Source organism: Streptomyces sp. NPDC005408, from assembly GCF_040606445.1.
GTDB lineage: Bacteria > Actinomycetota > Actinomycetes > Streptomycetales > Streptomycetaceae > Streptomyces.
In genome coordinates this window covers 1-18,071 of sequence record NZ_JBEXEX010000083.1, presented here as the reverse complement: position 1 = coordinate 18,071, position 18,071 = coordinate 1, and the positions used below count along the sequence as shown (strand labels likewise).

General features: G+C 67.4%; 15 protein-coding genes and 3 pseudogenes. 6 read left to right on the top strand and 12 right to left on the bottom strand.

The features are described from left to right. Positions 1 to 102: pseudogene (locus tag ABZS64_RS37145) on the top strand (transposase); the annotation flags it as partial. A 151-nt stretch (positions 103 to 253) separates the two neighbouring features. Here ABZS64_RS37145 and ABZS64_RS37140 read toward each other — a convergent pair. Both ABZS64_RS37140 and ABZS64_RS37135 read right to left on the bottom strand, forming a co-directional pair. Next, complete coding sequence (locus ABZS64_RS37140; RefSeq protein WP_355839298.1) at positions 254 to 772, bottom strand: DUF4396 domain-containing protein; 519 nt, start codon at positions 770 to 772, stop codon at positions 254 to 256. Between the two features lie 75 nt (positions 773 to 847). Continuing rightward, entirely contained in the window at positions 848 to 2,011 is a 1,164-nt protein-coding gene (locus tag ABZS64_RS37135; RefSeq protein ID WP_355839300.1) for an MFS transporter, read from the bottom strand. A 158-nt stretch (positions 2,012 to 2,169) separates the two neighbouring features. Here ABZS64_RS37135 and ABZS64_RS37130 point away from each other — a divergent pair. Then, positions 2,170 to 3,001 (top strand): annotated as a pseudogene (locus ABZS64_RS37130) (IS5 family transposase). Here the strand turns inward: ABZS64_RS37130 and ABZS64_RS37125 are convergent. The 7 genes from ABZS64_RS37125 to rpmG all read right to left on the bottom strand — a co-directional run bounded on the left by ABZS64_RS37125 (position 2,952) and on the right by rpmG (position 10,131). Then, entirely contained in the window at positions 2,952 to 3,692 is a 741-nt protein-coding gene (locus tag ABZS64_RS37125; RefSeq protein WP_355839296.1) for a class I SAM-dependent methyltransferase, read from the bottom strand. The pseudogene ABZS64_RS37130 and the gene ABZS64_RS37125 sit on opposite strands and share 50 nt — an antisense overlap. Positions 3,693 to 4,085: 393 nt before the next feature. Next, positions 4,086 to 5,390 carry an MFS transporter gene (locus ABZS64_RS37120; RefSeq protein ID WP_355839294.1) on the bottom strand — a complete coding sequence of 435 codons (1,305 nt, stop codon included), beginning with the start codon at positions 5,388 to 5,390 and terminating at the stop codon, positions 4,086 to 4,088. Next, positions 5,390 to 6,541: a PLP-dependent cysteine synthase family protein gene (locus tag ABZS64_RS37115; protein WP_355839292.1), complete on the bottom strand. Its 1,152-nt coding sequence runs from the start codon at positions 6,539 to 6,541 to the stop codon at positions 5,390 to 5,392. Before ABZS64_RS37115 ends, ABZS64_RS37120 begins: the two co-directional genes overlap by 1 nt. 1,749 nt (positions 6,542 to 8,290) lie before the next feature. Then, positions 8,291 to 8,539 (bottom strand): 30S ribosomal protein S18, encoded by a 249-nt coding sequence (gene rpsR, locus ABZS64_RS37110; RefSeq protein ID WP_355839290.1) that lies wholly within the window; start codon positions 8,537 to 8,539, stop codon positions 8,291 to 8,293. Positions 8,540 to 8,589: 50 nt separating this feature from the next. Next, a complete protein-coding gene (locus ABZS64_RS37105) occupies positions 8,590 to 9,678 on the bottom strand; it encodes a GTP-binding protein (protein WP_355839288.1) in 1,089 nt (362 codons plus the stop codon). Beyond that, positions 9,678 to 9,932 carry a type B 50S ribosomal protein L31 gene (locus tag ABZS64_RS37100; RefSeq protein WP_355839285.1) on the bottom strand — a complete coding sequence of 85 codons (255 nt, stop codon included), beginning with the start codon at positions 9,930 to 9,932 and terminating at the stop codon, positions 9,678 to 9,680. The genes ABZS64_RS37105 and ABZS64_RS37100 overlap by 1 nt, the downstream gene beginning before the upstream one ends. Before the next feature lie 31 nt (positions 9,933 to 9,963). After that, the gene (gene rpmG, locus ABZS64_RS37095) at positions 9,964 to 10,131 is read right to left on the bottom strand and encodes a 50S ribosomal protein L33 (RefSeq protein ID WP_355839283.1); all 168 of its coding nucleotides are present in this window, start codon (positions 10,129 to 10,131) and stop codon (positions 9,964 to 9,966) included. A gap of 68 nt (positions 10,132 to 10,199) precedes the next feature. On the opposite strand from rpmG, the gene rpmB reads away from it, so the two are divergent. After that, positions 10,200 to 10,490: a 50S ribosomal protein L28 gene (rpmB, locus tag ABZS64_RS37090; protein WP_355839281.1), complete on the top strand. Its 291-nt coding sequence runs from the start codon at positions 10,200 to 10,202 to the stop codon at positions 10,488 to 10,490. 498 nt (positions 10,491 to 10,988) lie between these two features. Here the strand turns inward: rpmB and ABZS64_RS37085 are convergent. Beyond that, positions 10,989 to 11,784: pseudogene (locus ABZS64_RS37085) on the bottom strand (transposase family protein). Between the two features lie 589 nt (positions 11,785 to 12,373). Here ABZS64_RS37085 and ABZS64_RS37080 point away from each other — a divergent pair. Then, entirely contained in the window at positions 12,374 to 13,786 is a 1,413-nt protein-coding gene (locus ABZS64_RS37080) for an aldehyde dehydrogenase (protein ID WP_355839278.1), read from the top strand. Between the two features lie 1,182 nt (positions 13,787 to 14,968). After that, complete coding sequence (locus ABZS64_RS37075; RefSeq protein WP_355839276.1) at positions 14,969 to 15,364, top strand: cold shock domain-containing protein; 396 nt, start codon at positions 14,969 to 14,971, stop codon at positions 15,362 to 15,364. 366 nt (positions 15,365 to 15,730) lie between these two features. On the opposite strand, the gene ABZS64_RS37070 is transcribed toward ABZS64_RS37075, so the two are convergent. Beyond that, complete coding sequence (locus ABZS64_RS37070; RefSeq protein ID WP_355839274.1) at positions 15,731 to 16,180, bottom strand: MscL family protein; 450 nt, start codon at positions 16,178 to 16,180, stop codon at positions 15,731 to 15,733. 457 nt (positions 16,181 to 16,637) lie between these two features. Here ABZS64_RS37070 and ABZS64_RS37065 point away from each other — a divergent pair, with 457 nt between their 5' ends. After that, positions 16,638 to 16,889: a hypothetical protein gene (locus tag ABZS64_RS37065; protein ID WP_355839272.1), complete on the top strand. Its 252-nt coding sequence runs from the start codon at positions 16,638 to 16,640 to the stop codon at positions 16,887 to 16,889. Between the two features lie 213 nt (positions 16,890 to 17,102). Here the strand turns inward: ABZS64_RS37065 and ABZS64_RS37060 are convergent, their stop codons facing one another. Next, positions 17,103 to 17,678: a GNAT family N-acetyltransferase gene (locus ABZS64_RS37060; protein WP_355839270.1), complete on the bottom strand. Its 576-nt coding sequence runs from the start codon at positions 17,676 to 17,678 to the stop codon at positions 17,103 to 17,105. Between the last annotated feature and the right edge of the window lie 393 nt (positions 17,679 to 18,071).

Below are 18,071 nucleotides of genomic sequence, written 5' to 3'. Positions count from 1 at the left end.
GCCGACCGCAGACGCGACCACCTGCACAAACTCTCGACTCGACTCGTGCGTGAAAACCAAACGCTCGTGATCGAGGACCTGACCGTCCGCAACATCGCCAAGAAGCTCGCCGACGACGTCATCAAGAACCAGTCCTCCAGGTGAAGCAGATGCAGGGCATCCTCGACCGCCTCTGATCCGCGCCATGTGGCTGTTTCGGGCCTTCCGCACGAAGGCCCGGAACAGCTGCGCATACCTCCACCCCTCGACTGCGTCAGTGGTAGGCGTGGACGACGGCATGGCCCCTGCCGCGGCCGATCATCCACCTGTTGAGGGGCACGGTGATCAGGAAGGCAACTGCGAAACCGCCGAGGAGCGCCGCCCAGAACAGGCCATCCGACAGCTGGGCGTCCATGGCCCCCGGGGTCAGCGCGACGATGAGGTTGTCCACCAGCTCCATGACCGCGATGGACACGGTGTCGGCGGCAAGCGCGACGCGTACGGCGGCCTTGAGGCTCAGGCCTGCCTTGCGCACGGCGTACAGGGTGAACGAGTAGCCAAAGAGGAAGGCCAGGACGATCGCCAAAACAATGGTGGGAACGTTGCCCCAGCTCAGAGCGGTGCCAATGACCATGCCCAGGATCTCACCGATGGCGCAACCGGTCAGGCAGTGCAGCGTCGCTTGCATGGCAGTCCCCCAGGAGGCCCCGCCTGCCGCAATGTGTCCGCTGTTGTCCTGCCCCTCTTTCTCCTGCGCGGCATGGTTGGCGGTGTGGTGAGAGGTGTGGTCCATCGCGCCCTCCGTCCCTCCATCAGTGTGGACCGGCCTGAGGCCACCGGCACCTGCGGCCAACAGACGTCGCTCTTCTCAGGAAACGTCCCTCGAAGCCTGATGAGTGAGTTTCGCGGGGCGGCGACCGGCGAGTGAGACAGCAGGGCCTATCGCCAGGAGCACCGCAAGGGCCGCATAGCCGTAGGTGAGGGTGCCCAGGGTGGCGACCGCCGCGACCAGCAACGGGCCGCCCGCGTCACCGATTTCACGGCCGAGTTCGGCGGATCCCATGGTCTGGCCGAGTCGCTCCTGCGGGGCTGAGGCTGCCAGGGCAGCGAAACCGAGCGGTGTGATCAGACCGGTGCCGATGCCGATCAGAGCGGCACCAAGCAGTACGCCGACCAGTCCGGGCAGCATCGCGCAGGCCAAGCCCGTAGCGGCGGTCAACAGTCCGATCGCGATACCCGTACGGGCGGTGAGGTATCCGGCGTCCAGCGCCCGGCCGGCCCGTGGCTGGGCAATGGCCGCGCACAGCGCGAGAACAGAAACCGCGGCACCCGTCGCCACCGTCCCGAGCCCGGCCGTTGCGCCCGACACTGGCAGGAAGCCGACGCCCACGGACAGCGCCGCTGTGGCGCCGGCGAGAGCTGCGGTCGGGCGCAGGAAGGCCGGGTTGGCCAGCCGGCGGGCCAGGTCCATTACCGTCTGCCGGGCGCGAGGCAGCGGCGGTACGTGCGGAACGGCGAGCGCAGCCCAGACGGCGACCGCCGCGCCGAGCACGGCCATCACCATGAACAGCAGCCGCAGTCCGCCCAGCCACACCAGCGCACCGCCGAGCAGCGGGCCCAGGGTGTAGCCGATGGACTTGTAGAAGCCGTAACTCCCAAATGCCCGGCCGTGCTTGGAGGTCGGATTGAGCCGGGCCACCAGCGCGGATGCAGAAGGAGAGAAGGCCGAGGCCGCCGCCCCCTGGCCGAGTCGGGCCGCCCACAGCCAGCCGGGGCTGTCCGCGACGACGTACGCGGCCGAGGCGGCAGAGAAGGCGACCAGCCCGCCGATCATGACCGGGCGGGCACCGATGCGGTCGGCGAGCGTGCCGAAGACCGGCTTGAGCAGCACCTCTGCCCCGTCGTACAGGGCGAGCAGACCACCGAGGACGATGAGTGAGGTGACCGCGTCCTCGGAAAGGCCGCCGAGATTGGCGGCGATTCCGTGGGCGCCGAAGGCGGTGGTGAACCCGGCCGCGTACAGCGGCCACATCTGCCGCCCGGGAGCTGCGGTCACTTCTCCTCCTCGGCGATCTGGTGGAGTGCGGCGAAGACCTGCTCGGCATACTCCTCCCACACCGCTTGAGGCGCTCGTCGGCTAAGAACTCCCAACGAAATGATCTTCAAGGTGGTTAGATCACTCCGGGACTGATGATCCGGGGGTGTGGGGTGGCTCGGCCGAAGCCGTGGGAAGTCGATGACGAGCTGTGGACGGTGACCGAAGGTGGAGCGTCGGCCCCGGCATCCCGGGCGCAAGCGGCATCCGGACCGGCTGGTGTTCCAGGGCATCCTGTTCGTGCTGCACACCGGGATCGCCTGGGAACACCTGCCGCAGGAAGTCAGCTTCGGCTCGGGCATGACCTGCTGGCGCCGCCTGGCCGAGTGGACCGAGGCTGGAGTCTGGCCCCGGCTGCACGAGGTCCTCCTGGCCAAGCTTCGCAGCGCGAACGCCCTGGACTTCTCCCGGGCGGACCGTCGACGGCTCCCACATACGGGCATTAAAGGGGGATCCAAGACGGGACGAAGCCCCGTTGACCGGGGCAGGACGGGCAGCAAGCATCACCTGATCACCGACGCCACCGGTATCCCGCTCGCCGCCACCTTGACCGGCGGCAACCGCAACGACGTCACCCAGCTGATACCGCTGCTTCAAGCGGTACCGCCGGTGCGGGGCAAGCGAGGCCGGCCCCGGCACCGCCCGGACGTGGTGTTGGGCGACCGCGGCTACGACCACGACAAGTACCGCCGCCTCGTCTGGGATCTCGGCGTAAAGCCGCTTATCGCCCGCCGGGGCACCGAGCATGGCTCCGGACTCGGCGCCCAACGCTGGGTCGTTGAGCGAGTATTCGCCCACCTGCACTGGTTCCGCCGCCTGCGGATCCGCTGGGAGATACGCGACGACATCCACGACGTTGACGGCCCGGTGGCCGACCTCAGGTTGGCTTGCGCCACACGGAGATGTGCTTCGCGGAGTCCTGGGTGAACGGCGCCCCGTCCCAGTCCGCGACGCGACGTTCCATCTCGAGCCCAGCGATCCGTCCCATCAGGTCGAGCTCTGCCGGCCAGGCGTACCGGTGCCGGGAGTTGCCGCGCCGGTAGCGGCCGTCGTCGCAGTCGCGGGTGAAGTGGTGCGAGACGAGAATCTGCTCGACCAGGTCGAAGGTGTCGAAGCCGAGATGGTGCTCAGAGACGTCGAACGGCACCGCGACCTGGCCGGGCGGCAGGAACCGCAGCGGCGGCACGCCCAGCTCGATGACGAATCGGCCGCCGGGCTCCAGATGACGTGCGGCGTTGCGGAAGCACTCGACCTGCTCGTCCTGCGTGAGCAGGTTCGTGATGGTGTTGTAGACGAGATAGACCAGGGTGAACTCGCCGGGGACGACGGTGGTGGCCATGTCCCCTATGACTACCGGGAGCGTGTCCTCGTCAATCTTGCGCCGCAGCACCGCTGCCATGTGCTCGGACAGTTCGATGCCCACTACGGGCACGCCGCGTTCCCGGAGCGGGACGCCCACTCGTCCGGTCCCGATGGCGAACTCCAGTGCCTGGCCGTCTCCGGCGAGCTCGGCGAGGAAGGCGAGAGTCGGTCCGAGAACGGCGGCCGAGGACGTTTCGGTCTCCTCGGCGTCGTAGCGGTCGGCGGTCACACGGGTCCACAGCTCACTGCTCGTCACGGGCGGCCACTTTGCCGGGTGCCGAGGGGCGCTGTCGACGTGTTTACCTTCCACCAGCTCCGATCACACGGTTCGGGGCGGGCCACCGCCGCCGTCTTCGTTCGGCGCGCACCAGACGCCGCTCTGGCTGCTCACATCGGCGAGGGTGGGACGATGTCGGTGATGCTCCTGATGATGGCGGCCCGCCGCGGCGTCTCCGCCGGGCCCTTCGGCTTGTGGGGACGCGCATGGCCTGCCGCCTGGCGGTCGGCTTCGGGTCGAACGAGATTGATGCGCGGGGGAGTAGTACTTCCACGCCGTGATAGCTGCTGTCCGAGATGCTGCTGATGGACGCACCACACCAGAGGGGCGGGCGATGGCACATGCCCGCCCCGCTGGTGTTGGGGTGTTCGGTCAGACTGCTATGGCCTCGGGGCGTGCCTCACGCACGGGCGGCTCGAGGCGGCCTGTGCGATGCAGCCCGTACAGGGCCGCGGTGCTCCCGAGGCCGAGTGCGAAGAGCGCCAGCCAGGGCAGCGCGGACATACCGGCGGCCCGGGCCGCGTCCAGCGCCGCGCCGGTGAGCAGGTTGCCGAGCGTGATGCCGACCCCGCAGATGGTGTTGTACAACCCGTAGTGGGTGGCGACCAATTGGTCTCCGGAGAGCCGGAGGATGGTGTCCATCTCGAACGGGTAGGCGATCATCGTGCCCACCGCTAGCAGCAGGGCGGACAGTGCCGGCGGCACCGCGGCAAGTAGCCACAGACCTACTCCGCCGTCCGGCACGGGCACGGCCGTGGCTACGAGCAGGGGGACAAAAGCCACCCCCATCGCCAGCAGCCCCCAGGTGAGCGCACGGCTCGGCTCCATGCGGGCCTTGCACCAGGCGGTGACCTTCGTCTGGAAGAGGATCGTGCTCAGCCCCGAGACGGCGAACAGCACCGCTACCGCAGCTGTGCCGAACGGCCCTTCTCCCCCCAGGCGGCGGACTTCCAGCGGGAGCGCGAGGTAGACCTGGAAGGACATGACGTACGAGCCGATCATGGCCACGGAGAAGAGAAGGAACGGGCGGTTGGCCAGGATGCCGCGCCACTGGGTGAGCACGCTCTCGTGCCGGACGTCCTTCTGGTCGTTCGTGTCGTCGGCCCGGCGGGCCGGCAAGGCCCGGATCTGCACGATGCTCAGCACGGCAAAGATTCCCGCCGCCACCAGGCAGGTGACGCGGAAGTCGACGGCTGTCAGCACCATGCCTACCAGCGGGCCCAGGAGGATGCCGGCCTGGTAGAAGACGTTGAACAGCGCGAAGGCCTCGACCCGGCGCTCGCCCGCGTCCTTGGCCAAGTACGCCCTGGTGGCCGGGTTGAACAGGGCTCCGGCCAGGCCTGTAGCGGCGGACGCGGCGATCAGCGCGGGCACGGAGTCCACGAGCCCGAGGGTCGCGAAACCGACGGTGCGCAGCACGAGTCCGGCGATGATCATGTGCTTGTAGCCGAGCCGGTCGGCGAGCGTTCCGCCGACCAGGAACATGCCCTGCTGACTGAAGTTGCGTACGCCGAGAATCAGCCCGACCAGCCAGCCGGCCAGCCCGAGCGGCCCGGCGAGGTGCGTCGCCAGGTAGGGCATCAGCATGTAGAAGCCGAGGTTGATGGTGAACTGGTTCACCATCAGGAGCTGGACGCTTCGCTCGTACGAACGGACCTGTGCGATGGTGCCCTTCATCAGGCCTGCTCCTCAGAGTCGGTGAGCGGCTCGGCCGCATCGGCGAGTTCCACCACGTCGACCGTCTGCGGCTCGTCGTTCAACGTGAGCGGGTCGACCACGGTGGTGCACCGGGTCCAACGGGTGACTTCCTTCTCATCCAGGCGGCCGATCACATCAGGCTCAGGCGCCGGTGGGGAGTCGAGCAGGCCGTACGCTGAGCAGTAGTCGTCGTCGTATACCGTGCCGAGATATCGCTGCGGCCCGTCGGGAAAGATCGCTGCAATCCTCGTGTCCTTGGGCCGCGCGCGGGCCAGCCATCCGGCAACGAGCGCGACCGCGCCGACACTCCATCCGCCTGTGGCGTAATGGGACGCCGCGAGTTGGCGGCAGGCCCACACGGCCTCCGCCGGGGCCACCCAGTGCACTTCGCTGAAGTTGTCGTAGGCGACATTGCGGGGGTAGATGCTCGACCCCAGGCCTCGCATCAACCGGGTTCGGGCGGGCTGGCCGAAGATGGTGGAGCCGACGGTGTCCACTCCCACCAGCGTCAGGTCGGGATAGAGCTGCCGGAGCACGCGGGAGACGCCCGCAGAATGCCCACCGGTGCCAACACTGCACACCAGCACGTCGATGTGCCCCAGTTCAGTGGCCAGTTCGAGTGCCAGCGGCGTGTACGCGGCGGTGTTGTCGGGGTTGTTGTACTGGTCCGGGCACCACGAACCGGGGTGCTGGCCCACGAGCTGGGTGACGCGGTCGCGGCGGGCCTGCTGCCAGCCACCGGTCGGGTGCGGTTCGGAAACGACGTTGACCTGTGCCCCGTAGGCGGTCAGCAGCCGCGTCATGGACATCTCCAGGCCCGGGTCGGTGACCAGGGTGACGGGGTGTCCGTAGACCATGCCCGCCAGGGCCAGACCCAGGCCGAGCGTTCCGCTGGTGGACTCGATGATCCGGGCTCCCGGCTTGAGATCGCCGCGGGCCCGGGCACGTTCGACCATGTGCAGCCCGGGGCGGTCCTTGATACCGCCGGGGTTGAAGCCCTCGAGCTTCGCCCAGAAGCCGTGTCCCGCAGGGGCGAGAGGCTCGGATACCCGAAGCAGAGGAGTGTTGCCGACCAGCCCAGAGAGGGCTAAGCGGGTGGGGGGTGTCACGTCAGTGGTCGAGGAATGCATTATTTCGCTCTCGTTCGATGAAGCGTCATGTACTCGCTCATGCGCATGCCGTCCCCTCGGGCAGGCCAAAGCCGCCCTGGAGCTCGGCAGGTGTCAGCCGCTGTGAACGGCTGCACGAGAGCGGTCTAGACGCGCCACCGACAAACTCTGGTGAGCGTGGAACGGCCCGACTGGGCTATCACGGCTCTGCCCGTCCGGCGCGATGCGGGCAGAAGCCCGCCGGCTACGACAACAGAGGCTGAGGCAAGGGGAGGTAGTGGTGCAGCGCCCTCTGGGAGCTGGCGTTCGCTCTGGGCCTGGGGGATCAGGCCGGCTGGCGTGCATAAAGAGCCGTGATGGTGATGCGGATGCTCTGGAGGATCCGTCTCGTCCGGCGCGGGCGACGGTGCGAATTCACCGGCCGACACCGGTGTGGGGGTGTGGCGATGGCCGTCGCTGAGGAGATACGAAGAGCAGTGCGCCGCTGCGAGCAGTAGCGAGCTCAGGACGCAGGCCAGTACCCGGCCCGGCCACGGCGATGCGGGGCGGGTGAGGCATGCGAGCGGGTGGCGAGGCACAGCTTCTCCGTGTGGCAGTCGTGTCCTCGGTCCGGGCGGGTCGAGGGGCTGCAGGGGGTCGGGTCGGCGAGAGGTGGGGGAGAGGCGCCAGCTCTGCCCGGCCGCCGAGTGCATGCGGCTGTGAGGGGAACCGGGCGCAAGGGACCTGGCAAATCTTGGCAAATCTGAACATAGCGCGCACAAGCGGCGTTAATGCTCACAGTGTCTGTAGTCAGGCCAGAAGATGGCGAGATCTATACCTGCAGCACGGCTGGCGCTCTGGTGCCTGACTTTGAATGGCCGCCTGATCTTGGCCGGTCAGGGGCCGTCGAGTCCGGACAATGTTCGGAGGCGTACAGCGCCCTGGTCAACGCAGACGGGCAGGAGGCGCCGACAGCGACAGCCTCCCGTGGCGGCCCGGGTGTGCACTCATGCGCCGGGTGAGTGGGCCCATGATTGTCGGGTGAGCCCAGTCGCACTTGCCGGGGAGCGCCCCCGGCCTGGTCAATTCCGGTGTGACCTTCGTCAGCCTGGGCGACAATTGGCGACGGAGCGGACATGGCGGGAGTCGCGTGGCCCGCGATCCCTTGAGTGTCCACCCCGTGCGCGTGCAGGAGACAGAGCAGCAACGTGGTCAGGCAAAGCAGATGCCGCAGATCCACCGAAGGGCGGAGCTGCGGCACGCGGGAGCGTGACCGGGATGTAACCACGCCGTGATCTTAGCTGCTCCTTGGTCTCGAGTCGGAATTCCACCGCGAACGGCGTGTGAACAACAACTCGCGTGCATGGTAGGCGAGTTGTGGTGCGATGGCGGAAGGCCTACTTCGTCCCGATCTACGGGTCGTAGAGGACGGCCTGATCATCGCGGTGCGACGAGGCTCCCACCGGCATCCGGTGGGAGGAGGTGCCTCGACTATCGGGATACGCCATGGCGATTGGATGTCATGGACTGGGCCTACGGATCGACACTTCGACCGAACCCGTACGTCGACGAACTGGCGCGGTAGGAGTGATCACTGTCGGCGCTTATCGACGTCACTGATCCAAGGCGAGTTCGTGGCCGGAAGCGCGCGGTTGTCAGCCGAGGAAACCGTGGTCGCCCTCGCTACCGCCTCGTCACGGCTCGCGTCGGGGGGCCTCACCGTCCCAAGCAGCTCGTGGCCGCCGTCCTCGGCCCCTCGGGCTGCGGCAAGACCACCTGGCAGCCGTCGGCTTACTGCGCGCCGACGCGGGCACCGTACGGCAGGAGTGCCATCTCCCGGGCGTTCTTGATCGCTGCAGCGATCTGCCGCTGCTGCTGGGCGGTGACGCGGGTGACGCGCCGGCTGCGGATCTTCCCGCGGTCGGAGATGAACTTCCGCAGCAGGTCGGTGTCCTTGTAGTCGATGTACGTGATATCGGCCGCGTCGAGGGGGTTGGGGCGGGATTTGAGCGGCTTGCGGGGGTCGTGGCGGCGGGGCATGAGTGTTCCTTCGTTGGTTCTGATTTCGGGGTTGGTGTTTGGTGCCGGTGCTACGTGACGGGGTCGAGGAGGGAGTCGAACGCGGCCGGCAGGTGCTTCCACGCCTCGGGACCGGCGGCGTACTCGTCGTCGGTGAGCAGGCAGGACTCGAGCAGCTGTGCCAAGCCGTCGCGGTCGAGGCCGGGAGAGGTGAAGACGAGGTGTTGGCAGCAGTCGCCGTGCTCGGGGTGCCAGTCCAGTGCGGCAGCGGCTCGGCGCATGGGCGGCACCATCTCCCAGGCGGCGTCCGGCAGGGAGGCCAGCCAGGGCCCGGCGTTCTCCACGCACAGCGCGCCGCCGGCTGCGTCCCAGGCGAGCAGGGTGTCGGGGCGGTCGGCGAGCCAGAACCGGCCGCGGCTGCGGGCGGCGGCGCAGCACAGGTCTTCCAGTGCCTGGTAGAGGCGTTCGGGGTGGAACGGGCGGCAGCGGTGCCAGACGAGGGTGGTAACCCCGGCTTCGTCTGCTTCCTGGGGCAGCAGCGCGCAGGCCGGGTGCTGGGCGGCGGCTGCCGTTTCCACGTCGAAGCCGGCGAGGAGCGCACGGTCCTCGTCGTCGGCCTCATCGCTGTCGACGAGAACGAGCACGGGCGCGTACTCCAGCTGCCGGGCCCAAGTGTCGCCGACCGTGCGCTGATCGGTGGCGGCAGCGGCGAGACCGACCTCGGCCAGGTCGTCGCCGTTGGCGAGGTAGGGCAGCACGAGCGCGGGGTCGACGGCGGTCATCACATTGGTGAGATCGAGGGCGTCGCCGCCGTGCGCGACGACGACCTCTGCCATCGCCTTGGGTTCGACGGAGTCCCACAGTTCGACGATGGCGAGCCGGGTCAGACCGTCGGCGGCCAGGCGCTCCAGCTCGGGAACCAGGTCTTCACGCAGCGCGCAGCAGGCGCAGTCGTTGACGAGCGGGGCTTCGCCGCAGGACAGCTGGCCCGAGGAGTCGCGCACCAGGCGCCGCAGGGTGCCGTCGGCCGCTGTGGCCAGGTCATGGTGGACGGCGACGCTGCCGGGGACAGTTCGCAGGAGGCGGTCCACAACCTCCTTGCGGGCGTCGGAGTGGAGCCCGCCGACGATCACGACGGGCAGCCGGGGCTGGTTCTGCATCAGTTCGCCTCGCGCTTGCCGTAGCGCCGCTCGAATCGCTCGACGCGGCCGGCGGTGTCCAGGACGCGGGCGGTGCCGGTGTAGAAGGGGTGGCTCACGTTCGAGATCTCGACGTCGATGACGGGATAGGTGTTGCCGTCCTCCCACTCGATGGTCTTGTCGCTGGTGGCGGTGGAACGGGTGAGGAAGGCGGAGCCGGCCGCCTTGTCGCGGAAGACAACGGGGCCGTACGGGGGGTGGATTCCGGGCTTCATGGCGTGGTCCTTCAGGGCAGGGGTGATGGGGTCAGCGTTCTTCGCGGAAGTCGACGTGCTTGCGTGCGATCGGGTCGAACTTGCGCAGGACCATGCGGTCGGGATCGTTCCGCCGGTTCTTGCGGGTGACGACGTAGGTGTAGCCGGTCCCGGCGGTGGAGCGGAGCTTGATGATCGGGCGTACTTCGTTGCGGGCCATGGACGCTAGTATATGACAATGGTTTCCATTTCCAAAAGGAAACCGTCTGAAGAGAGGCAGGTAACACCTTGTCCGCCCACTGCCAACTGACCGGCGCCCAGCCGGGCTTCGGCAACAACATCTCCCACTCGCACCGGCGTACGTCCCGGCGCTTCGACCCCAACATCCAGCGCAAGCGGTACTGGCTGCCGAGCGAGGGCAGGCATGTACGCCTGACGCTCAGCACCAAGGCGATCAAGACGATCGACAGCATCGGCATCGAGGCGGCCGTGGCCCGTATCCGCGCCCGGGGAGTAGGTGACTTCGAGCCACGCGTCGGGCTGAAGGACGGGGATCTGGGGTCCGTCTTGCTCGGGTGAGGGCGGCTGGGGAGATGCTGCGGCTGCGGGCCGCGCGCCACGGTTCCGGGGCCATGATGTCCGTCCGGCAAAGCGGGCCAGCGGGCTCCAGCCACGCCGGGAAACATCAGACCGTGGAAAGAGGTTCAGCCGAGCTGAGGGATTAGTTCCTCGAATGCCTGCTCGCAAGTTCCGGCGTGCATCAGCGCGGACTCGGCGATACTCATGCTGGTCGGCGTGATTGACACATCCGCATGGAATTACATCCAGACCGCGGGGCTACTGCGCGGAGACGTTGCTGTGGAACCCCGAGCCCGTCCGCCGCGCGTTCAGCCGACAGCAGGCGTCTGGGAGGCGCTCCTGTGGCGCTGAGCGCGGATCTCACGCACCGACAGGGCGATCGCCGCAAGGTTGAGGGAAATGCGATGGCGTTTGCGATGCCGGGTATGTCGAATGCCGGCAAGAGGCTCGCGGCAAGGGAGATCAGGAATAGGGCCAGTGAGGTTTTCTCAACGGTGATCACTTCCAGATTCCGTTGAGAACGAGGGCAGCGCGGGTGATGTCGCCGATCCGGCGGGGGCTGACCGTGACGTGCGCCAGCGTTGCTTGAGCTCGGCGGCGGCGCGCTCGCCCAGAGCCCTGACATGTCGTACCAGGGCGTTGAACATGCGGCTGTCGATGTGAAGTGCCTGTTCAGACTGCCTCCTTGGACGGCGGAAGGGGATCAGGATGCCGATGCCCGCGCCGATGTACCCCTTGTCGGCCAGGGTCGGCAGGCCGTCGGCGGCGGCCTTGTATCGGGCGGGCAGCGCGTGGATGCGGCGGTGATGTCGGGCGTGGAGCCGGGTTCGACGTCGGATACCCACAGCGGTGTGCCGTCCGGGGCCGACAAGAACTGGATGTTGCCGCCGAATGCCTTGTGCTTCTGGCTGAACCACAGGTCGTTGCCGTTCTCACGGACGCCCGCGAGACGATCGCACTCGATCAGCGTGCCGTCGAGGATCACGTGTGCCATGCCCTCGCGTCGGCATCGGTTCAGGACCTCGTGCAGGTCCGGGGCCTGGCCGGCGAGGACGTCGATGCCCTCGTGCAGGTAGCGGTAGCCCGTGGCCTGGGAGACGCCGGCGTCACGGGCCAGGCAGTGCACGCAGCCGCGCTCGCGGAACCAGCGCAGCACCAGTACCGCCTGCCGGAACGGGCCCAGCGCCCGCGAGCCCTTCGGGGTCCCGATCCGCCGCCGGTGGGCCGCAAGATGCCCGGCGAGGAACTCGACGACGTGGCGCGGGACGTCGAGCCTGGCAACATAGGTAACCAACGTGAGGCCTCTGGTTCAGCGGACGATCTTGTGAGCAAGACCTGTCCTACCAGGGGCTTCACGCCTGTCCACCGCCAGGTCCCGCGTGCCCGATCCGTACCCGCCTGAGCACTTCATGCCGCTTCGCGAAGATCATTCCACTGAGGCAACCTCAGTGCTCGCCACGTACCGACTGTCGGACCCGACCCCCTCACATCGCGTGTGCTGGCCACTGTCGGGACGAGGCGTCCATGACGAAATGACGAAGAGGCATGGAGTCGCACTGTCCGCCGCAGACTGCGAGCGCAGGTCCGGCCCCTTTCATCGATCAGCGTACGGTTGGAAGGGGCGGCGGGTGTGTGGGCTCGCCGTCTGGAGAGTGGGGCAGCCACTGCGAAGCCGTCCGGCCACGAGCGCGACACCGATGCGGGTCTTCGTCCGGCAAGGCCTGGCGAAGTGGGTCGGGCAGGCGATGAGAGCTGGGCTGCTTGAGCATTCAACCGACACGAAAGGCGGGCCAGGGCCGTGATGCCCGTATCCCGCCCGCAAGCCAGGAGCGACCATCCAAGCCTCAGACCTCGTACGGGACCGACTCTTCATCGGCGGCGACATGGTCGAGCCGGAGGCCGACGACCTGATCGAGGTCATCTCCCCGGCCACCGAGGAGGCGATCGGATCGGCCCCCTCCTCAACGCCCGCCGACGTGGACCGGGCCGTCCGCGCGGCCCGGGCCGCCTTCGACGACGGACCGTGGCCGCTCATGTCGCCCCAGGAGCGAGCCGACGCGCTGGAGCCGTTCGCCGACTATCTCCGCTCGCGCGTCCCGCGGATCGCTCAGCTCATCACCGAGGAGATGGGCTCGCCGATCAGCTTCTCCAATCAGCTCCAGGCACCACTTCCCGTGATGCTCCTCGACTACTTCCGAGGGCTTGCCGCGACCTTCCCGTTCGAGGAGGACCGAGCGGGCCTTACCGGACCGGCGCGGATCCTTCGGGAGCCGATGGGTGTCGTCGGGCAGATCGTGCCGTGGAATGTCCCGCTCATCCTCACGATGGTGAACCTCGCCCCGGCTCTGATCGCCGGCTGCACGGTGGTGCTCAAGCCCGCGCCCGAGACGCCGCTGGACGCGTACCTGCTGGCCGAGGCCGCGATGGAAGCCCAGTTGCCTCCGGGAGTCCTGAACATCGTGCCTGCCGACCGGCCGAGCAGCGAGGCGTTGGTCCGCCATCCGCTGGTCGACAAGATCAGTTTCACCGGCAGCTCCGCCACCGGGCGGCGGGTCGCCGCTCTGTGCGGTGAGCAGTTCAAGCGCGTCACCCTCGAATGCGGCGGGAAGTCGCCCGCCATCATTCTCGAGGACGCCGACCCCGAGAGCGTCGTGTCGGACCTCATGCCGTTCGCGATCATGATGTCCGGCCAGCAGTGCCTGGCGCAGACCCGGGTCCTCGCTCATCGCAGCCGATACGGCCAGGTTGTCGACGCGCTTTCCCAGGCCGCTGCCGAGCTGACGGTGGGCGATCCGCATGATCCCGCCACCGAAGTCGGCCCACTGGTGGCGGAACGCCAGCGGCGGCGGGTCGAGGACTACATCGCGAGTGGGCGACAGGCGGGTGCGACGATCACCGTGGGTGGTGGACGGCCCTCGAGCCAACCGAAGGGCTGGTACGTCGAGCCGACGATCTTCGCCGACGTTCAGAGCTCCATGCGCATCGCCCAGGACGAGATCTTCGGCCCCGTACTCGTCGTGATCCCGTTCGACGACGACAACGACGCCGTCCGTATCGCCAACGACTCGAAGTACGGCTTGTCGGGAAGCGTGTGGTCCCCCGACCAGGACCGCGCCATGCGGATTGCCCGCCGAGTACGCACCGGAAGCCTGACACTCAACGGCTACCGGATCGAGTTCGCCGCACCCTTCGGCGGCTACAAGGAATCAGGGGTAGGCCGCGAGTTCGGACCCGAGGGGCTCAGCTCGTTCCTCGAGTACAAGACGATCAACCTTCCCAACGGAGCAGCCCACTGAGGTCATCTCAGTGGATGATCTCCGCGAAGCGGTGTGAAGTGCTCAGGCGGGTGCGGATCGTTGAGAAAACCTCAGTGGGAGGAACCGGCGCCAGGCGGGGATGTCCCGTATCCGGCCGACGGTCACGGTGCACCACAGGAGGGTGCCGAATACGGCGATTCCCACGAGGGCGATGACGAAATGCATTCGCGTGTTCTCCCGTGAGGTGGTGGGGGGTGGTGCGCCGCGACGGGCTGTCGCGGCGCACCACCTGGGCACTACAGGTCAGGCGCCCGTGTCAGCCCTTGGTATAGACGATGTGTGAACTGGAGACGTACGACATGTAGTTACGTGCCCAGCTCCAGCCGCCGGTGCTGGTCCACTTGATGCCGGTGAATCACTCGCTCGCTCGTACAGCGACCTGTCCACCCCGTCGGCTGACGACGCTGTCATGGTCCCCCCCGGCCGTGCTGATCCCCCTGCGTAGCCGTGCGCTCACGCAAGCAGCAGCATTGTGCCGTCCAGCGGGCTCGGCCAGAAGCCAAAGCCGAAGAATCCTGGCTGCAGATCAGCCCACGGGGGTCAAGAGCTCCCGACGCGTTGATCGCTCCTGTCCGTCGGACACCAGCGCCACCGAATGTCCGGTGGCGGGACTGTCCGCGCCTGAACTCTTGATCATTCGTTGGGCAGTGCGTGGATGGTCGTGGTGATGACGCGGGGCCCTCGGTGGCCGTGCTGGGCACTGACTGGCGTTTGCCTGAATCTGATGATCAGAACGGTGTTGCCGAGTGTGAACGCGGGACAGAGTGGCTGGTGTCGTGGAAGGGACGGGCGGTGATAGTCGGCATCGCCGTGACCACTGTGATCACCTCGGTGGTGTCCGTCGTGGTGCGTGACCTCTCCTAGGCCCCTGTCGCCCGGCTTGATGCCGCGGGACGGTGAAGCACTGCGCGGCCAAGGTGGCTCGGCAGCGTGTCCACGGGGGCGGCTGGTCATCGGGTGCAATTCGGGAAGCGCCCGTGGGGGCGGGGCTCCTGGGCCGTCACGATGAGCGGGATGTCCCCGGCAGTGCAGTGGTGACGGCTGGCATGCGCGCCCGGTGTCTGCCTCTCGCGCCGGGACCGCGCTCCCTTGCGGCTGTTGGTGAGCGGGCGGACGCTGTGTGCCCCCCTGAGCCGATGATTACCGGAGTGGCCTGTGCCTATGGGAACGGTGAAGTGGTTCGATGCCGAACGGGGTGTTGGACTGGTCGTGCCCGAGGACGGAGGGCCCGATGCCGTCGCGTACCGTTCAGCGATTCATGGTCGTGGGGACGGTGTGTTGCTTGCGGGCGAGAGGGTTCTGTTCAACATCACCTGCGATTCCGCAGGCGTCCGGGCCGACAACATCTGCCCTCTGCGTGCTGGATGCGGGCCGGACACCTTGGGCTCAGCCGGCTTCGGCTCGTTCGGCCTGTGCTTTGGTGTGGGCGAGCCGGGACTCCTTGCGGCGCGGTCTCTTGGCCGCTGCGGCCACTGCCCATCCAGGGCCCGCTGGACCGTCCGCCACGTCACGTTGTGTGTGCGCTACAAGGCCCGCAGCGACATGCCACTCCGGTGATCCCGACGGATCGCGGCGTACAACTCGACCTTCGACTCCGAGCAGCCCATGAGGCCCCCAGCGGGAGAAGCACACCTCACAGTCCCACCGGCAGCCCCCAACTGACGTCAAAACAAAACTCATGAAGAGAGCCATCCGCCGGAGTGGCGATGAGCAGCCACAGGTGCACGCGTTCTGTGTGGGTGAACCGCGGTGGGCGGATTCTCGGTTCCGGGTCGGCGGCCCGACGAACTGGCCGGAGCGCTGGGAAGGGAGCTTCGGCCGGGATGAGTCTGACGACCGGTACGAGGAGATCAGCCCGTACGACCTGCGGGAGCGGTAGCTATCTATGGTCCCCGAGGAAGCGTGGCCGGCAGGCCCGCCTCCCTACGCCCGTTGAGCTCCGGCGCCGACGGTCGGGGGCTGCTCGGTGGCGCAGTAGCGGCACTTGCTCGCCGCCGCGGGCAGATCCTCGGAGAGGCAAGCCAGACAGGTCTTGACCGGACCGGGTTCCCCGAAGGCGGTGACGCCGCGGCGGGCCTGGTAGTGCTTGTACGGCACCACGACACAGAAGTAGATGACCACCATGAAGATGATGAAGTAGATCAGGGCCGAGATGAACTGGCCCAGGTCGAGGTAGGTCGCGTCGTTCCCCTCCTCGCCGAGCTGCCACCCGAGCCCGGCGGACTTGCCGCCCTGAAGGCGGGCGACGACCGGGTTGATCACATAGTCGGTGAACGCTTTGATCAGCGTCGAGAAGGCCAGCGCGATGACCAGTCCGACGGCGATGGTGATGATGTCACCGCGCATGAGGAAGTTCTTGAAGCCTTTGAGCACTGTCCGCTCCCTTTCGTAGCGCCCGGCGCATGGCGCATCAGCTCAGCACGCTGAGCGCGAGCTGTGAGGCAGCGGGGGGAGCCGCGGCGGGAAGACCGCACGGATGGCGGCAGTGGGGCCGCTGCGAATGCGGGCACGCCACGCACAGATGAGGTGTTGGCTTCTCCCAGGGATGGCGCATGTCGTGAGCGAGGGGCCGGGCGAGTCGAAGCTGGGTGTGGGAGGCGATCATGAGCCAGGTGCAGCGGTCGGCCGACACAAACTGGTCTGCTGCTAGTTGCGGTACCGCCTCGGCACCACTCGATCGTGGGGCCGCGGCAGCACTCACGATCGGTAGAGGAACCTGCGCCTGTCGCTCTGTCTCGACAACGCCGAAGATTGCCGCCGACCGAACCTGGTCGATCAGCAGGTAGGCTCAACGAACTGTGAGTTGCCTGGTCAGATGGGTGGGGTGGGGATGGAAGAGCCCGACATCACGATCAAGCTGACTCGGGACGAAGCGACTGCGCTGTCGGACTGGCTTGAGCGGTTGCAGATGAGCGACCTGAGCGGCACGGTCGATGATCCAGCGGCATGGGCGCCGATACATCGCATCGCCGGCCAGTTGGACAAGTTGCTGCCGTCCTTGTTCTTCCCCGACGACGACGAACGGCTGGAAGAGGCGCGACGCCGCCTGCGCCCGGTCGACGACGACAGCCTCCCCGACTGAGCCAGTCAGGTTCGTTGCCGTCGACCAACTGGCTTCGTACGTGAGTAGCGAGAGCGCGTGTTGCTCAGGAGCGCGAGCACCCGTTCCCCCGTGAGAGTGATGTTGCCGAGTTCCGAGAGCACCTGGGTGCTTGCTTCGGAACCATGGTTGTGCTGTGCACGAGGCGGCACCCGACCTCCCATGGTGGAAGCGCCGAATCGAACTCTGACCTGCTCAGCCGAGCGGGATCGTGTCCCGCCGCGTGGTGTAGCCCGTGAGCATTTTGCCGGGGGTCCGGTACAGCACACACTGGCGAAGCGGCCCTTCAGGCACGCTCGGATCCTCGAAGTCGTCGGCCGGGTCCCGGGTCATGCCGATCCGGCGCATCACTGCCTGGGAACGAAGGTTGTTGACGGTCGTCGACGCAACAACCTCCGGCAGCCCGAGGTCCTCGAAGCCGAAGGCCAGGCAGCCCAGGGCGGCCTCGGTGGCGTAACCGTGACCCCACGCCGAACGCATCAACCGCCACCCGATATCCACTCCCGCGAACGGCATGTCCTCGTCCACCTCGTCCAAGCCGGCGCGGCCGATGAACTGACCAGTCGCCCGTACTTCGAGCGCCCACCACCCAAAACCTCGCTCGTCGAACTCGGCCTGCATGAGTGCCACCGCGGCATCGCTTCGCTCCCGCGTCAGCAGTTCCCCCAGGTGTTCTCGGACTTCGGGATTGGCGTTCGTCGCCGCCCACGGTTCGAGGTCGGACTCCCGCCACCGGCGGAGCAGGAGACGATCGGTACGCAGTTCTGGCATGCCGGCCAGCTAACGCCATCACAATCCGGGTGTCGATCGGTTATGTCCGAACCCTACGACGCTCGCCAATGCCAGCCCCGCTGCGCGGATCTTCACGGCCTACACCACTCGGCGGGACGCCATCCCGACTGGACTCACCGCTCTCAGATGCTGCTACTTCTTCGGACTACGGCCTCGCCATTTCCTCCGGGTTCGAGCTATCGCAGGACGAGGCCGATTTCTTCGACCGGCATCAGACCTACGACCGCTGCTACACCGTCGCCTATCTGGTGACCTGGCTGGTCACCGGTCTGTACGGGTGGGACTGTAAGACGTTCGGTGTAACTCCCGATCATGGAAGATGCATCGATGACCAGTGAGAACGTGACAGAGCACGAGCCCGTGGAGTCGACA

Coding starts and splice junctions, on each gene's coding strand:
- ABZS64_RS37140 (WP_355839298.1), bottom strand. CDS start 772: ATGGACCACACCTCTCACCACACCGCCAACCATGCCGCGCAGGAGAAA.
- ABZS64_RS37135 (WP_355839300.1), bottom strand. CDS start 2,011: ATGTGGCCGCTGTACGCGGCCGGGTTCACCACCGCCTTCGGCGCCCAC.
- ABZS64_RS37120 (WP_355839294.1), bottom strand. CDS start 5,390: ATGAAGGGCACCATCGCACAGGTCCGTTCGTACGAGCGAAGCGTCCAG.
- ABZS64_RS37115 (WP_355839292.1), bottom strand. CDS start 6,541: ATGCATTCCTCGACCACTGACGTGACACCCCCCACCCGCTTAGCCCTC.
- rpsR (WP_355839290.1), bottom strand. CDS start 8,539: ATGCCCCGCCGCCACGACCCCCGCAAGCCGCTCAAATCCCGCCCCAAC.
- ABZS64_RS37105 (WP_355839288.1), bottom strand. CDS start 9,678: ATGCAGAACCAGCCCCGGCTGCCCGTCGTGATCGTCGGCGGGCTCCAC.
- ABZS64_RS37100 (WP_355839285.1), bottom strand. CDS start 9,932: ATGAAGCCCGGAATCCACCCCCCGTACGGCCCCGTTGTCTTCCGCGAC.
- rpmG (WP_355839283.1), bottom strand. CDS start 10,131: ATGGCCCGCAACGAAGTACGCCCGATCATCAAGCTCCGCTCCACCGCC.
- ABZS64_RS37080 (WP_355839278.1), top strand. CDS start 12,374: ATGGTCGAGCCGGAGGCCGACGACCTGATCGAGGTCATCTCCCCGGCC.
- ABZS64_RS37075 (WP_355839276.1), top strand. CDS start 14,969: ATGGGAACGGTGAAGTGGTTCGATGCCGAACGGGGTGTTGGACTGGTC.
- ABZS64_RS37065 (WP_355839272.1), top strand. CDS start 16,638: ATGGAAGAGCCCGACATCACGATCAAGCTGACTCGGGACGAAGCGACT.
- ABZS64_RS37060 (WP_355839270.1), bottom strand. CDS start 17,678: ATGCCAGAACTGCGTACCGATCGTCTCCTGCTCCGCCGGTGGCGGGAG.